Below are 16,444 nucleotides of genomic sequence, written 5' to 3' on the forward strand. Positions count from 1 at the left end.
ATCCAGCCAATGTGTTAAAAAGTGCGATACCGCCTGATTGCGACAATGTCCAATCACCGGTAAATCAGGAAGCTCAGCAATTAATTGCGGCATGGCGTTGCCCATAATCAAACCTCGCCCTACGCTGCCCAGCATCTCGCGATCGTTCATCGCGTCACCAAATGCCATGCACTCAGCCATAGAAAAACCTAAATGGTCACTCAGTACCGCCAGCGCGGAGCCTTTGTTACAGCCCAGCGGCAGCACTTCAAGACAGTCTACGGCGGAAAAACAGAGATTTGCCTGCTCACCCAGCGCCTCATTCAATTGAATGCGCAGGCGTATCAGGTCGTCATGATCGCCGCAGAAGCAGATCTTCGTCACCTGATGCGCGGGGATACGTTTCACATCCACGACCTGATAACGGAATCCGCTGTACACATGCGCCTTGAGGATCGACGGGATCTCCTGCCCGGTGAACCATCCATTGTCATTGAAGACATGCATGCTGGCCTGGGTATCCCACTTCTGATGCAGGACGATATCTGCTGCCTCGGGTGCCAGATCCTGACGATGCAGTACATCCCCTTCCAGCGAATGAATACGCGTCCCGTTACCCGTTATCAAAAATGCGTCCAGCGAGAGGGTCCCTAAGATATGACGCATCTCCAGCACATGGCGGCCAGTGGCAAACGTCAGGGTGATGTCGCGTTCACGCAGGCGCGCCAGCGTCGAGAGTGTTTCGTCACCTAAATGGTGATTCGGCATCAGCAGGGTGCCATCCATATCAAATGCAGCCAGACGAGCCATTTCTTTCTCCACACTGTGACGCGGTTAACTTGTGGTTCAGTATCACCTGAGATATACGGAAGTAATAGTGAATAGATAAAACGAATTGTTCCGGGTTTATGTTGCCCGAAGGATGAAGTGCAAATGCGACTTTTGAATCGATTGAATCAGTACCAACGCCTCTGGCAGCCCTCAAACGGAGAGCCGCAGTCGGTCACCGTCGGCGAACTGGCTGAACGCTGTTTTTGCAGCGAGCGCCATGTCCGTACGCTGCTACGCCAGGCACAGGAGGCGGGCTGGCTGGCATGGGAAGCACGCTCAGGACGCGGGAAACGGGGACAATTGCGCTTTTTGGTCACGCCCGACTCGCTGCGCAATACGATGATGGAGCAGGCGTTGCAAAAGGGAGAACAGCGTAGCGTGCTGGAGCTGGCACAGCTGGCTCCCGGAGAATTAAGAACGCTGCTGCAGCCGTTTATGGGCGGCCAGTGGCATAACGATACGCCAACCCTGCGTATTCCCTACTATCGCCCACTTGATCCCCTCCGCCCCGGCTTTCTCCCCGGTCGTGCCGAACAACATCTTGCCGGGCAAGTCTTCTCCGGACTGACCCGTTTTGACAGTACGACCCAGCGCCCCTGCGGTGATTTGGCCCACCACTGGGATATCTCCGCCGACGGCCTGCGCTGGGATTTCTATATTCGATCCACGCTGCACTGGCATAACGGTGACGCGCTCAGCACCTCGCAGCTACATCAACGCCTGCAACATCTGCTGGAGCTGCCCGCGCTCAATAAATTATTTATCAGCGTAAAGTGTATTGAGGTGACTCACCCTCAATGCCTGACGTTTATTTTACATCGCCCCGACTTCTGGCTGGCACACCGTCTGGCCAGCTACAGCAGTCATCTGGCGCACCCGGAACAGCCGCTCGTCGGCACCGGTCCGTTTAGGCTGACGCTGTTTACACCGGAGCTGGTCCGTATCGAGAGCCATGACCACTATCACCTCAGCCACCCGTTGCTGAAAGCCATTGAATTTTGGATAACACCGCAGCTTTTCGACCAGGATCTGGGTACCAGCTGCCGCCATCCGGTGCAAATTGCCATTGGCAAGCCTGAGGAACTGCCGATGCTTAGCCAGGTCAGTAGCGGGATCAGCCTCGGATTTTGTTATTTAACCCTCAGGAAAAGCGCACGGCTGAACGTGCTTCAGGCGCGTCGGCTGGTCAATATCATCCACCGCTCTTCCCTGTTGCAGACGCTTGAGGTGGAAGAGAATCTGATTACCCCAAGCAATGCGCTGCTGCCAGGGTGGACCATTCCGCAATGGGATCAGTTGGATGAAGTGGCCCTGCCGGAAAAACTGACGCTGGTATATCACCTGCCAGTAGAGTTGCACGCCATGGCCGAACAGCTTCGCCAGGTACTGGCAACGCTGGGCTGCGAGTTAACGCTGATTTTTCACAATGCTAAGAACTGGGACAGTGACCATCCTCTGGCCCAGGCCGACCTGATGATGGGCGACCGTCTGATTGGCGAAGCACCAGAATATACACTTGAGCAGTGGCTACGCTGCGATCAGCTCTGGCCACATGTTCTGGATGCCCCGGCATTCTCTCATCTACAGGCCACGCTGGATGCGCTGCAAACCCAGGCTAATGAGGATCATCGTCACGCGGCGTTACAGCAGGTTTTCACTAACCTGATGAATGACGCCACGCTAACGCCGCTGTTTAATTACCATTACCGCATTAGCGCCCCACCGGGCGTCAACGGCGTGCGGCTCAACCCCAGAGGCTGGTTTGAATTCACCGAGGCCTGGCTGCCGCCGCCTTCATCGTGAAGAAGCTGGTCGACGCCGCGCCCAGGCGCTACCATAGGGTTTTCGTTATTTGTCAGGAAAAACCATGAAACGTGCCGTTGTCGTATTTAGTGGAGGTCAGGACTCCACCACCTGTCTGGCGCAGGCGCTGCATCAATATGATGAAGTGCACTGTGTGACCTTTGATTATGGTCAGCGCCATCGCGCTGAGATTGATGTCGCACGTGACCTGGCCTTAAAACTCGGCGCACGCGCACACAAAGTTCTCGACGTCACGCTGCTTAGCGAACTGGCGGTCAGTAGCTTGACCCGCGATAACATTCCGGTACCGGATTACGAACCGGAAGCCAACGGCATTCCCAACACCTTTGTGCCCGGACGTAATATTTTGTTCTTAACGCTGACGGCGATTTATGCATATCAGGTGCAAGCGGAAGCGGTCATTACTGGCGTTTGCGAGACCGATTTCTCCGGCTATCCTGATTGTCGCGATGAGTTTGTCAAAGCGCTGAATCATGCCGTAAGTCTGGGCATGGCAAAAGATATCCGCTTTGAAACCCCGTTGATGTGGCTTGATAAAGCCGAAACCTGGGCACTGGCCGACTACTGGGGCAAGCTGGATCTGGTGCGTGAAGAGACGCTGACTTGCTATAACGGCGTTAAGGGCGACGGTTGCGGCCAGTGTGCCGCCTGTAACCTGCGTGCCAACGGCCTGAACCATTATCTGGCGGATAAACCGGCAGTGATGGCGGCCATGAAGCAGAAAACCGGGTTAAAGTAATTTATCGCGATGATAATGCCGGATGGCGACGCTAATGCGTCTTATCCGGCCTACAAATCGGTATCATTTGCAGGCCTGATGTTTGCAGGCCCGGCAATCTTCCCTTACTTCACCATCTGCTCCAGCTTTTCGCGCAATTCCCCTTCCAGCGGCAGCGCTTTCTGCGTTTTTAAATCGATACAGACGAAGGTAATCAACGCATCGGCCACTACCTGCCCTTCCGGCTCTAACGTGATGGTCTGGTTTAACACACCGCTTTTGCCATTTAACTGTTGTACCTGACTGGTGACGGTCAGCAGATCACTCAGCACGGCGGGACGCCGGTAGTTGATATTAATGTTAACCACCACAAAAGCGATGTTGTGCGCGGTCATCCACTGGAAGCTATCACTGTTTTCCAGACCGTCCCAGCGGGCTTCTTCCAGAAACTCAAGGTAGCGGGCATTGTTAACATGTTGATAGACATCGAGATGAAAACCACGAACTTTGATTTGTGTTTGCATAGCGCAGGAACCCTAATTTGTTTTTATAGGAATAGACTTGAGGATAAGGAGGTCATAACTGGTATGACCTCTACAGTCTGGCAAATTTTCAGCGCTCTGCAAGTTATTAAAGTGTTAAAACAGCCTGGTTACGCTCCACCAGTGAACTGCCCATTCCCGGCACCTGTTTTAAGTCATCAACCGTTTTAAACGGCCCGTACTCCTCCCGGTAGCTGACAATCGCCTGCGCTTTCTTTAGCCCGACACCATTCATGACCCGCGCTAAATCCTCCGCCGACGCGGTATTGATGCTTACCCTGGTGCCTTCATCATCGCTGGCTTTCGTCGGTACCGTTGCTTTGCTATGCGCCGCACCCGCCCCCTCTGCTTTGGTCTGGACCGCCTGGCTTTTAGCGACCGGTTCCGCGGCCAGGGTACTTTGGCTCACGCCAGCACAGGTTAATGAAAGGGTGATAAGCAGTGCTTTGATTCCATGTTTCATACTGTTTTCTCCTTGTTTGTTAACAGTGGAATCACGATAGCGAGGTGGAGAACAGCAGACAAATGGCAAAATTCAGAAATGGAAAAGGCCGCGAAAGCGGCCTTTGGTGTATACAACTTTTTGCAATTTTTTGCGAAGCGTCTCGATTATTGCTGCTGTTCCAGCGCGTCACCGACTTTAATTTTTGCCGCTTTACGCAGGTTACTCATCAGCGCTTCGAAGACAATCTGCGCGTTGTTCTGAGTAATCCCCTGAACCATTGCTTTCTTCTGCTCTTCTGGCATTGAACCCGCTTTCACCGCGTCGAGCGCCAGCAGAACAACGTTGCCCTGCATATCGTTCGCTACGCCGTAGCTCGGCTTGTCATTCGCCGGCAGCGCCAGACCAAACGCCGCCTGGCTCAGCGGATCCTGACCTGTACGGCTCAGGGTTTTCGCTTCACCAAAACTCAGACCTGCCGCTTTCATTGCTTCATCGCCTTTACCGGCTTTCAGCGCAGCCAGCAGTTTGTCGGCATCCAGCTTCGCTTGCTGCTCTGCTTTGTTATGCTTAACAAGCGCGGTTACCTGATCTTTCACTTCAGCCAGCGGCTTAACAGCTTCCGCTTTGTGCTCAGCAATACGCAGCACAAACGCGCGATCGCCATCCACGGTGATGATGTCAGAGTTGCTGCCCGGAGTGCCATTCTCACCAACCAGGCCACCATTGAAAATGATGTCTGAAACCGGTTTGAAATTCAGCTCTTCAGGCAGGCTGTCACGGCTAAACCAGCCCGTTTCAACGGCTTTCATACCCGCTGCCTGCTCAGCCCCCGCGAGGGATTCGTTATCGTTGCTTGCCGCATCGCTGACTTTCTGCTGCAGCGCATAGTAGGCATCCAGCGCTTTTTCCTGCTTCACTTTCGCCGCAATCTCGTCACGTGCTTCGCTCAGCGGTTTAACCTGCGCTGGCTGGACATCATCAAGACGAGCAACCAGGAAACCCACAGAAGACTTGATCACGCCTGACAGTTGGCCTTTTTCTTTCAGACCCGCATTCTTCAGCTCTTCTGGCGTGGTGGATTCTTCCAGCCATCCCATATCACCGCCGTTACGGGCAGAGATAATGTCGGCAGATTTTTCCTTCGCCAGGGCGGCAAAATCACCACCTTTGTTCAGCGCATCCAGTACCGCTTTGGCTTCATCTTCCGTTTTGGTCTGGATGATGCTGTAGCGATTACGCTGCGGTTGAGTGAACTGATCCTGATGCTGGTCATAATAAGACTGAATATCCGCATCGCTGGCTGTTTCCTGCATAGCTGCAGCATCCAGCTTGATGTAGCTCACACGGAACTGCTCCGGCATCATAAAGTGGTTTTTATTCTGCTCGTAGTAGCTGGCAACTTCCTGCTCGGAAACCGACTGTTTCGCTGCAAGTGCGTTGACGTCAATAGTCGCTTCACGCACGATACGCTGCTGTGCAACCAGCGCCGCCAGTTCGTCCGTTTCCCCCTTCAGCATGAACTCTGTCCCGGCTACGCCGTTGATCAACTGCTGGGTGGTGAGTTGGTTACGCAGCGCCTGAGCATACTGGTCTGCGGTCATCCCCATCTGATTTACAATTGCGTTATAGCGGTTGTTATCAAATTTACCGTCAACCTGGAAAGCAGGCGTTGAGAAGATAGCCTGTTTAACCTGCTCATCGCTGATGCTGAGCTTCAGTTCGCGAGAGTATTGGTCCAGCAGCGCTTCGTCTACCAGACGATTCAGCACCTGCTGACGCAGCGTTTTCATGTAGCCTTCATTCGCCGCCAGCTCAGAGAACTGATCGCCCAGCTGCTGCTGCATGCGATTACGTTCACTGTTAAACGCATTCTCAAACTGCCCGCGGCTAATTTCCTGGCCATTCACTTTTGCGGCGTAGTTGTTGCTTCCGCCAATCAGGTAACCACTCACGCCGGTCAAAATGAACGACACGATAATGATACCGAAAATAATCTTGAGCACGAGACTGTTAGCAGCCGTGCGTAAGCTGTCCATCATGGTGTAACCACACTCCGCTGTAGGTGACTGTATACCTCACGCAGCATAGCGTTTTCTGAACGCTGCGTGGAAAGGTCTATTGTGACAAGAAACTGGGGCGATTGTCAGCCCACAACACATAGAAAGTCCCGGAATCACAAATAAAAAAGGCACATCTGTTGATGCGCCCTTGTACTTAGTCACATCCCCAAAGGGGGAATCACTTAGTTTACCGCGTCTTTCAGTGCTTTACCTGCACGGAAACCCGGTACTTTAGCCGCGGCGATAGTGATCTCTTTACCAGTTTGCGGGTTGCGACCAGTACGGGCAGCACGCTCTTTAACGGCAAAAGTACCAAAACCTACCAGCGCTACGTCATCACCTTCTTTCAGGGATTCGGTAACAGAAGCAATAATTGCATCTAACGCACGTCCAGCCGCAGCTTTAGAGATATCAGCCCCTGCAGCAATTTTGTCGATCAGTTGAGATTTATTCACTCTTCTCTTCCTCTTTATAATTTATATCGCACCTGAATCCTTCAAAGTGCGAACGCGCAGCAGTTATATCAGGCCTGCCATGCCCTTACAACACCCGTTAATGATGGCAAGCCTAATCCGTCATCTAAATTAGCTATACAAAAAAAGGCTGGCAAGCCCGAAATGGCCTGCCAGCCCTGTTTTTATTGACGCTCTTTGCGCGAGGTCACTATTTTGCCGTCACAACCTGCATACCTGAAGGTTCGTTTTGCAGTGCCAGAGTCAGAACTTCCTCAATGCGCTTCACCGGATGGATGTCCAGATCGGCGAGAACGTTGTCCGGAATCTCTTCCAGGTCACGTTTGTTTTCATCAGGAATTAAGACCGTTTTGATACCACCACGGTGTGCTGCCAGCAGTTTTTCTTTCAAACCACCGATCGGCAAAACCTGACCACGCAGGGTGATCTCGCCGGTCATGGCAACATCCGCACGAACCGGGTTACCGGTCAGGCACGATACCAGTGCGGTACACATAGCAATACCTGCGCTTGGACCATCTTTCGGCGTTGCCCCTTCAGGGACGTGAACGTGAATATCACGTTTTTCGTAGAAGTCCGGGTTAATACCCAGTTTCTCCGCACGTGCGCGTACCACGGTCAGCGCTGCCTGAATGGATTCCTGCATCACTTCGCCCAGAGAACCGGTGTAGGTCAGCTTGCCTTTACCCGGCACACAGGCGGTTTCGATGGTCAGCAGATCGCCACCCACTTCAGTCCACGCCAGACCAGTGACCTGACCTACGCGGTTTTCGTTGTCCGCACGGCCGTAGTCAAAGCGCTGCACACCCAGATAGTCGTGCAGGTTATCGCCATTGATCTCGATATGTTTCAGTGACTTATCAAGCAATAGTTGTTTCACCGCTTTGCGGCACAGTTTGGAGATTTCACGCTCCAGACTACGCACGCCCGCTTCACGGGTGTAGTAACGAATAATGCCCACAATGGCGCTATCGTCGACCGTCAGTTCACCTTTTTTCAGCGCGTTACGCTCAATCTGCTTCGGCAGCAGGTGGCGTTTAGCAATATTCAGCTTCTCGTCTTCGGTATAACCGGACAGACGGATCACTTCCATACGATCCAGCAGCGGTGCCGGAATGTTCATGGAGTTAGAGGTCGCAACAAACATCACGTCGCTGAGATCGTAGTCCACTTCCAGGTAGTGATCGCTGAACGCCACGTTCTGTTCGGGATCCAGCACTTCAAGCAGTGCGGACGCCGGATCGCCACGCATGTCGGAAGACATTTTGTCGATCTCATCGAGCAGGAACAGCGGGTTTTTAACGCCCACCTTGGCCATTTTCTGGATCAGTTTGCCCGGCATTGAACCGATATAGGTCCGGCGGTGACCGCGGATTTCCGCTTCGTCACGCACGCCACCCAGCGCCATACGGATGTATTTACGCCCGGTCGCTTTAGCAATGGACTGCCCCAGAGAGGTTTTACCCACCCCCGGCGGCCCTACCAGGCACAGGATCGGCCCCTTGATTTTGTTGACTCGGCTTTGAACCGCAAGATACTCAAGGATGCGGTCTTTCACGCGCTCCAGACCATAATGATCGGTATCGAGGATCTCCTGCGCCTGACGCAGGTCTTTTTTGACCTTGCTACGCGCGTTCCACGGTACCTGCACCATCCAGTCGATGTAGCCGCGAACCACGGTCGCTTCTGCCGACATCGGAGACATCATTTTCAGCTTCTGCAGTTCTGCTTCCGCTTTCTCTTTTGCCTCTTTCGGCATTTTCGCCGCGTCGATTTTACGCTTCAGCGCTTCGTTTTCATCCGGCGCGTCGTCCATCTCGCCGAGTTCTTTCTGAATGGCTTTCATTTGCTCGTTCAGATAGTACTCACGCTGGGACTTCTCCATCTGCTTTTTCACGCGGTTGCGAATACGCTTCTCAACCTGCAGCAGATCGATTTCAGATTCCATCATTGCCATCAGATATTCCAGACGTTCGTTAACGTCTGACATCTCCAGCACGGACTGCTTATCCGCCAGTTTTAGTGGCATGTGCGCAGCGATGGTGTCCGCCAGGCGTGCAGGATCGTCAATGCTATTAAGCGACGTCAGCACTTCTGGTGGGATTTTCTTGTTCAGCTTGATATAGCCTTCGAACTGGCTGATTGCGGTACGCACCAGCACTTCCTGTTCGCGCTCATCAATGGCCGGCGAATCAAGGTACTCCGCTTTCGCAGAGAAATGCTCACCGTTATCAGACAGCGCAGAAATACGCGCGCGCTGTAACCCCTCGACCAGCACCTTTACAGTGCCGTCAGGCAGTTTCAGCATCTGCAAAATAGAGGCCACGGTCCCGACGGTGAAAAGATCGTTTACACCCGGCTCATCCGTTGATGCTTCTTTCTGTGCGACCAGCATGATTTTTTTATCATGGTCCATGGCCGCTTCCAGACAACGGATAGATTTTTCCCGCCCTACAAATAAGGGTATGACCATGTGCGGATAAACCACCACATCGCGCAACGGCAATACGGGGATTTCAATGCGTTCAGAACGCTCAGGATTCATAGAGCTCTCTCTTAGTTTAGTGTCCGCCAGGTAATCAGGTGGCATTGCTGTGCTTCTTATTACCACCTTTAACATGTATGTCAGTATATGGGGATGTTTCCCACACATTCAACGCCATGTTTACGGAAAAATAAAAGGGGAGATAAAATCCCCCCTTTTTGATTAACCGATTGTATAAAATGGTTAATTATTCGCCAGATGCCTGCTGCGCTTCCGGCTTACCGTAAATCAGTAATGGCTTGCTCTGACCACCGATAACGGACTCGTCGATAACCACTTTTTCGACGTCTTCCATAGAAGGCAGATCGTACATGGTGTCGAGCAGTGCAGCTTCAACGATAGAACGCAGACCACGAGCACCGGTTTTACGCGCCATCGCTTTCTTGGCGATAGCATCTAGCGCTTCGTCACGGAATTCCAGATCCACGCCTTCAAGATTGAACAACGCCTGATACTGCTTTGTCAGGGCATTTTTCGGCTCTTTCAGGATTTGGATCAGCGCATCTTCGCTCAGCTCGGTCAACGTTGCCACCACCGGCAGACGTCCAATGAACTCAGGGATCAGACCAAATTTGATCAGATCTTCCGGCTCAACCTGCGACAGCAGTTCACCTTCGCTGGCTTTATCAGACTGGGCTTTTACCGTCGCGCCAAAACCAATGCCGGAGCCGGTTTCAACACGGTTAGCAATCACCTTATCCAGACCGGCAAATGCACCGCCACAGATAAACAGGATCTTAGAGGTATCAACCTGCAAGAACTCCTGCTGCGGATGTTTACGTCCGCCCTGCGGAGGCACAGCAGCAACCGTACCTTCGATCAGTTTCAACAGCGCTTGCTGTACGCCTTCGCCGGAAACATCACGCGTGATGGACGGGTTGTCTGATTTACGCGAGATCTTGTCGATCTCATCAATATAGACAATGCCGCGCTGCGCTTTCTGTACGTCGTAATCGCACTTCTGCAACAATTTCTGAATGATATTTTCAACGTCCTCACCCACATAACCTGCTTCGGTCAGGGTGGTGGCGTCGGCCATAGTGAACGGAACGTCCAGCAGGCGCGCCAGCGTTTCAGCCAGCAGCGTTTTACCGGAACCCGTCGGGCCGATCAGCAGGATGTTACTTTTGCCCAACTCGACGCCATTGCTGGTGTCGCCGTTGCGCAGACGTTTGTAATGGTTGTATACCGCGACCGCCAGCACTTTCTTCGCCTGCTCCTGACCGATAACGTAATCGTCCAGGTGGTTGCGAATTTCATGCGGCGTCGGCAGCGCACTGCGTTCACGATGCGGTGCGACTTCCTTAATCTCTTCGCGAATGATGTCATTACATAAATCAACACATTCGTCGCAGATATACACGGATGGTCCGGCAATCAGCTTGCGCACTTCATGCTGGCTTTTGCCGCAAAAAGAGCAGTACAACAATTTGCCCGAGCCATCTTTGCGTTTATCTGTCATGGGTCAAAACCTCTTCTTTGTTCTTTGTGCCGCACACGACGACGCAAATGCCATTCTCAGGCGCAAGCCGCTTGTCAGCGTTGTGCCGCCCTTCATTAGTATATACACAAAATCATTCGAGCTACATCGAGGCGGCAACTAAGCGACTCCCCAGGCGCTTACATAAGTAAGTAACTGGGGGGAGCGCTAGCAGCCAACAAAGAGGTAGCGTGAAGGATGAAGTGTATAGCGACACACTTGCGTCCTGGGCATCAATTACGATGGGTCAAAATCGAGTCGACCAGACCGTACTCTACTGCTTCAGAAGCAGAGAGGAAGCGATCGCGCTCGGTGTCACGTTCAATCTGCTCAAGCGATTGACCCGTATGATGCGCCATAAGTTCATTCATGCGCCCTTTCACTTTAAGGATTTCACGGGCATGAATTTCAATATCCGTTGCCTGGCCCTGGTAACCGCCCAGAGGCTGGTGGATCATGACGCGAGAGTTAGGCAGGCAGAAGCGTTTATCTTTTGCCCCTGCAGTCAACAGGAACGCGCCCATTGAGCACGCCTGGCCCATACAAATGGTGCTAACGTCCGGCTTAATAAACTGCATGGTGTCATAGATAGACATCCCTGCGGTAATTACCCCACCCGGGGAGTTGATGTACAGGTAGATATCTTTTTCTGGGTTTTCCGCTTCCAGGAACAGCATCTGCGCCACGATCAGGTTAGCCATATGGTCTTCGACCTGGCCGGTCAGAAAAATGACGCGTTCCTTAAGTAGACGAGAATAGATATCAAAAGAGCGCTCGCCACGTGAGGTCTGTTCAATGACCATCGGCACCAGCGCCATATGGGGTGCAAAGTTATCTCGTTCGCCGCTGTATGACATTTCCGTCTCCTGGATAAAATTTGAAAAAACCTGCTGTGCTGATTGTAACCTTATGGACGGATTATCAGCTAGTCCCTCAGTAATGGGTACGACATCGCCATAATTCAAGCATAACAATCTTTTGTTGTAACGCTAACACTGAAACGCTGTTTTCGCACCCTTCCCATGCAAAATGCGTGACAAAAAAAACCCGCCACCGGAAGGTGACGGGCTTATGTGCGAATTTCGTGCTAAAAACGCGACGAATTACGCCTGCTGGTTCATCAGTTCGTTGAAGGTAGTGGCTTTTTCAGTCACTTTTGCCTTCGCCAGAACCGCTTCAACAGCCTGCTCTTCCAGAGCGACGTTACGCATGTTTTCCATCAGCTCTTTGTTCTTGCTGTAGAATTCAACCACTTCTTTCGGATCTTCGTAAGCAGAAGCCATCTCTTCGATCAGGCCTTTTACGCGTTCTTCGTCAGCTTTCAGCTCGTTGGTACGAATAACTTCGCCCAGCAGCAGGCCAACAACAACGCGACGCTTAGCCTGTTCTTCGAACAGTTCACGCGGCAGTTCCAGAGCTTGTTTCTCGTTGCCACCGAAACGCTGTGCAGCCTGACGACGCAGAACGTCGATTTCGTTGTCAATCATGGCAACCGGAACGTCGATGTCATTCGCTTTTACCAGACCTTCGATCGCCTGAGACTTAACGCGGTTACGCACGGCGCCTTTCAGCTCGCGTTCCATGTTTTTACGCACTTCAGCACGCAGACCGGCAACAGAACCATCTTCCACGCCGAAACGCTTGATGAATTCTTCAGTCAGTTCCGGCAGTTCACGTTCTTCAACTTTCTTCAGGTTGATAACGAATTTAGCCGCTTTACCTTTCAGGTTTTCAGCGTGGTAGTCTTCCGGGAAGGTCACTTCGATAGTGAACTCTTCGCCAGCTTTGTGACCTTTAACGCCTTCTTCGAAGCCTGGGATCATACGACCCTGACCCATTGCCAGTACGAAGTCAGACGCTTTGCCGCCTTCGAACTCTTCGCCGTCTACAGAACCGGTGAAGTCGATGGTGACACGGTCTTCTGCATCAGCAGCGCCGTCTTTGTCTTTCCAGGTCGCCTGCTGCTTACGCAGGGTGTCCAGCATGACGTCAACGTCAGCGTCGGTGACTTCAACAACCGGTTTTTCAACTTCGATTGCGTCCAGCCCCTTCAGCTCAACTTCCGGGTAAACTTCAAACTCTACCGCGTAAGTAAAATCTTCACCCAGTTTGTATTCGCCCGGAACGTAGTTCGGAGAGCCAGCCGGATTAATTTTTTCTTTGATGATTGCATCAACGAAGTGACGGCTCATCAGGTCGCCCAGAACGTCCTGGCGAACAGAAGCGCCATAACGCTGAGCAACAACATTCATCGGTACTTTTCCCTTGCGAAAGCCGTCAATACGCACTTTCTTCGCTACGTTGACCAGCTCGCTTTTCACAGCGTTTTCGATGCTGTCAGCAGCGATAGTAATCGTTACACGGCGGCCAAGGCCTTGAGTGGTTTCAACTGAAACTTGCATCTTGTTACCTCAAAAAATCACAGTGCTCGGTCAACTCTTCTCCGCAAGCACAGGTTGTTGGCTTCGCGGAACCGGGATGTTCTCAAAATCAATCACATTCCCTGTCGTCAGAATCATCCCGAAGACATTCCGAAAAATAAGACGCGCATTATAGCGGCATCACTTTTATGAGTCGAGAACGGTTATCGCGCGTTGCTGCGGCTTTTTTCACAATTCCCGGCTAATTTTTGTCTGAATACTGTACGACTGACTCAGAATTCAGACAAAATAAAACGGCCCGTAGGCCGTTTTCACATAATCTGTAGCAACATACTGGAAAAGCGCCGGTTGTTGCAAATCCGTTTTTCTACGCGATGCTTCCCGCTCCACGACAGGGAGGCGATGCAAAAATCGTGTCCTGCAATGCTTCCCACTCCTTGGTGGTGTAGGTATGCAGGGCTAACGCATGTACGGTTGTGGAGAGTTCCGCCGTTAACGTACTGTAAATCATCCGATGACGATTAAGAAAACGTTCACCTGTAAAGCGATCGCTGACCAGCACAACCTTAAAGTGGCTTTCAGAACCTGCCGGAACATTGTGACGATAGCTTTCATCCACAACTTCGAGGAACACGGGTTGGAACGCTGCCCTTAATTTTTCTTCTATTTGCTCACGAATCATCATGAAATTTTTCCTCCGACAACGCTGAGATGTCACCCATCCCTTTAAATACTAGCCGCTTTTACCGTTTCCATTACACCTTAGCAACAAAAAATTAGCGTTTATCTGATTTTCTCAGCCAAACGAATGAAGTTCACTGATTCAACTGTCCGGTTTATTGCAAAAAGTCCATTTATGGTCTCATCAAAGTAGATAAACGGACAACGCAATGAATTTACATGCGTTACCCACTTCCCCTCGTCTCTGGCAATGTTATGATGGCGGGAATTTTCTCTAACCATAAAATGTAGATCCACTGAGAACCCCTGGCATGTTTAAAAAAATCCTCTTTCCGTTAGTCGCGCTGTTTATGTTAGCTGGATGCGCAACGCCACCGACCACCATTGACGTTTCGCCAAAAATTACCCTGCCGCAGCAGGACCCTAGCCTGATGGGTGTGACCCTCAGCATTAATGGGGCCGATCAGCGTCAGGATCAGGCTCTGGCCAAAGTCACCCGCGACAATCAACTGGTAACGCTGACTGCATCCCGCGATCTGCGTTTCCTGCTGCAAGAAGTGCTGGAAAAACAGATGACCGCACGCGGTTATATGATTGGTCCAAACGGTGCTGTTAACCTGCAAATCATCGTGAGCCAGCTGTACGCCGACGTGTCTCAGGGTAGCGTGCGTTACAACATCGCCACCAAGGCAGACATCGCCATTATTGCTACCGCAGCCAACGGCAACAAGATGACCAAAAACTACCGCGCAAGCTATTCTGTTGAAGGCGCGCTGCAGGCCTCTAACAAAAATATTGCTGATGCCGTTAACAGCGTCCTGACCGATACCATCGCTGATATGTCTCAGGACACCAGCGTTCACGATTTCATCAAGCAGAACGCACGTTAATTTCTGCCCTTATGGCCCGGCGCACGTCGGGCCTAAAGACGCCATGTCCAGTCACTACTTACGTATTTTTCAGCAACCTAAGTCAGCAATTCTGCTGATGCTGGGTTTTGCTTCCGGTTTACCGCTCGCGCTGACCTCCGGTACGCTTCAGGCGTGGATGACGGTCGAGAACATCGATCTTAAAACTATCGGCTTCTTTTCTCTGGTCGGTCAGGCCTACGTCTTTAAGTTCCTCTGGTCCCCTGTGATGGACCGCTACACACCGCCGTTTTTGGGTCGACGTCGAGGCTGGCTGCTGACCACACAGATTTTGCTGCTGGTTTCTATTGCTGCAATGGGTTTTCTGGAGCCAGGCACGCAGTTGCGATGGATGGCAGCACTGGCGGTAGTAATCGCCTTTTGCTCAGCGTCGCAGGATATCGTCTTTGATGCCTGGAAAACGGATGTTTTACCCGCCGAAGAACGCGGCACCGGCGCTGCCATCAGCGTGCTCGGCTACCGCTTAGGGATGCTGGTTTCCGGTGGCCTGGCACTGTGGATGGCCGATCGCTGGCTTGGCTGGCAAGGCATGTACTGGCTGATGGCGGCTCTGCTGGTACCGTGTATTATCGCCACCCTGTTAGCCCCCGAACCCACAGATGCGATTCCGGTCCCTAAAACACTGGAACAAGCTGTTGCCGCGCCGCTGCGCGATTTCTTTGGCCGTAACAACGCCTGGTTAATCCTGCTGCTGATTGTGCTGTACAAGCTTGGCGATGCCTTCGCCATGAGCCTGACCACCACCTTTTTAATCCGCGGCGTCGGATTTGACGCAGGTGAAGTTGGGGTGGTCAATAAAACGCTGGGGCTGCTGGCGACAATTGTTGGCGCTCTGTACGGCGGGATCCTGATGCAACGCCTGTCGCTATTTCGCGCATTGCTGATTTTTGGCATTTTGCAGGGCGCATCGAACGCGGGTTACTGGTTGCTCTCCATTACCGACAAACATATGTTTAGCATGGGTGCGGCAGTATTCTTCGAAAACCTGTGCGGTGGGATGGGGACAGCAGCATTTGTCGCTCTGCTGATGACGCTGTGCAATAAATCCTTCTCCGCAACGCAGTTTGCCCTGCTCTCCGCGCTTTCCGCTGTGGGGCGCGTTTATGTCGGCCCGGTCGCGGGCTGGTTTGTCGAAGCACACGGTTGGCCCACGTTTTATCTGTTCTCCGTCTTTGCCGCGATCCCAGGCCTTATTCTGTTGCTGGTCTGTCGCCAGACGCTGGAACATAGCTGGAAAAACGAAAGTTTTATCCCGCGCACGGAGTTTCGTAGCGCGTACAACCTGGCATTGATGACGCTGGTGGCGGGCTGTTGTTTGCTGGTGGTCTGGCTGTTACTGCTGACAATGAACGCCCTGGACTACACTAACTTCTCCTTCCTGCCGGAACTGCTTGAAGTTGCGGTCGTGGTCGCAGTCTGCGGTGTGGTATTCGGTGGATTGCTGGATTATCTGGCGCTGCGTAAAACGCGTCTGGCGTGATGTTGCATATTTATGCTCTAAATAATTCGAGTTACGGGACAAAAGGCGTGAGCGTTTTGAACAGCGCTTGCGCTGG

Annotated in this window: 14 protein-coding genes; 4 read left to right on the top strand and 10 right to left on the bottom strand. The window is 52.2% G+C overall.

The features are described 5' to 3' along the window. Window positions 1–789: HMP-PP phosphatase (cof, locus tag FDW95_RS00895; protein WP_137363388.1), on the bottom strand; the 789-nt coding region annotated here is incomplete at its 3' end. A gap of 123 nt (window positions 790–912) precedes the next feature. Between cof and FDW95_RS00905 the strand changes: the two genes are divergently transcribed. Then, window positions 913–2,613, top strand: a complete 1,701-nt coding sequence (locus FDW95_RS00905; RefSeq protein WP_115259228.1) for an SgrR family transcriptional regulator — start codon at window positions 913–915, stop codon at window positions 2,611–2,613. Between the two features lie 64 nt (window positions 2,614–2,677). Then, window positions 2,678–3,373: a 7-cyano-7-deazaguanine synthase QueC gene (gene queC / locus FDW95_RS00910; RefSeq protein WP_115259230.1), complete on the top strand. Its 696-nt coding sequence runs from the start codon at window positions 2,678–2,680 to the stop codon at window positions 3,371–3,373. A 104-nt stretch (window positions 3,374–3,477) separates the two neighbouring features. Here the strand turns inward: queC and fadM are convergent, their stop codons facing one another. From fadM to bolA, 9 genes are all read right to left on the bottom strand, one after another. Then, window positions 3,478–3,876, bottom strand: a complete 399-nt coding sequence (gene fadM, locus FDW95_RS00915; protein ID WP_096758059.1) for a long-chain acyl-CoA thioesterase FadM — start codon at window positions 3,874–3,876, stop codon at window positions 3,478–3,480. A gap of 106 nt (window positions 3,877–3,982) precedes the next feature. Further along, on the bottom strand, window positions 3,983–4,357 hold the full coding sequence (locus FDW95_RS00920; RefSeq protein WP_115259231.1) for a helix-hairpin-helix domain-containing protein: 375 nt from the start codon (window positions 4,355–4,357) through the stop codon (window positions 3,983–3,985). 146 nt (window positions 4,358–4,503) lie between these two features. After that, a complete protein-coding gene (gene ppiD, locus FDW95_RS00930; RefSeq protein WP_115259233.1) occupies window positions 4,504–6,378 on the bottom strand; it encodes a peptidylprolyl isomerase in 1,875 nt (624 codons plus the stop codon). Between the two features lie 203 nt (window positions 6,379–6,581). Beyond that, window positions 6,582–6,872 carry a nucleoid-associated protein HU-beta gene (hupB, locus tag FDW95_RS00935; RefSeq protein WP_219352570.1) on the bottom strand — a complete coding sequence of 97 codons (291 nt, stop codon included), beginning with the start codon at window positions 6,870–6,872 and terminating at the stop codon, window positions 6,582–6,584. Window positions 6,873–7,062: 190 nt separating this feature from the next. After that, the gene (lon, locus tag FDW95_RS00940) at window positions 7,063–9,417 is read right to left on the bottom strand and encodes an endopeptidase La (protein WP_096758062.1); all 2,355 of its coding nucleotides are present in this window, start codon (window positions 9,415–9,417) and stop codon (window positions 7,063–7,065) included. Between the two features lie 187 nt (window positions 9,418–9,604). Next, window positions 9,605–10,879: an ATP-dependent protease ATP-binding subunit ClpX gene (gene clpX / locus FDW95_RS00945; protein ID WP_096758063.1), complete on the bottom strand. Its 1,275-nt coding sequence runs from the start codon at window positions 10,877–10,879 to the stop codon at window positions 9,605–9,607. Between the two features lie 251 nt (window positions 10,880–11,130). Further along, window positions 11,131–11,754, bottom strand: a complete 624-nt coding sequence (clpP, locus tag FDW95_RS00950) for an ATP-dependent Clp endopeptidase proteolytic subunit ClpP (protein WP_096758064.1) — start codon at window positions 11,752–11,754, stop codon at window positions 11,131–11,133. Window positions 11,755–12,000: 246 nt separating this feature from the next. Further along, window positions 12,001–13,299: a trigger factor gene (gene tig / locus FDW95_RS00955; protein WP_096758065.1), complete on the bottom strand. Its 1,299-nt coding sequence runs from the start codon at window positions 13,297–13,299 to the stop codon at window positions 12,001–12,003. A gap of 346 nt (window positions 13,300–13,645) precedes the next feature. Next, window positions 13,646–13,963, bottom strand: a complete 318-nt coding sequence (gene bolA / locus FDW95_RS00960; RefSeq protein ID WP_096758066.1) for a transcriptional regulator BolA — start codon at window positions 13,961–13,963, stop codon at window positions 13,646–13,648. Between the two features lie 307 nt (window positions 13,964–14,270). On the opposite strand from bolA, the gene FDW95_RS00965 reads away from it, so the two are divergent. Both FDW95_RS00965 and ampG read left to right on the top strand, forming a co-directional pair. Further along, window positions 14,271–14,849, top strand: a complete 579-nt coding sequence (locus FDW95_RS00965) for a lipoprotein (RefSeq protein WP_096758067.1) — start codon at window positions 14,271–14,273, stop codon at window positions 14,847–14,849. Window positions 14,850–14,892: 43 nt separating this feature from the next. After that, window positions 14,893–16,368 (top strand): muropeptide MFS transporter AmpG, encoded by a 1,476-nt coding sequence (gene ampG, locus FDW95_RS00970; RefSeq protein ID WP_115259234.1) that lies wholly within the window; start codon window positions 14,893–14,895, stop codon window positions 16,366–16,368. The last annotated feature ends 76 nt before the right edge of the window (window positions 16,369–16,444 follow it).

It is taken from the genome of Citrobacter sp. wls718 (genome assembly GCF_005280945.1).
Classification (GTDB): Bacteria; Pseudomonadota; Gammaproteobacteria; order Enterobacterales; family Enterobacteriaceae; genus Citrobacter; species Citrobacter gillenii.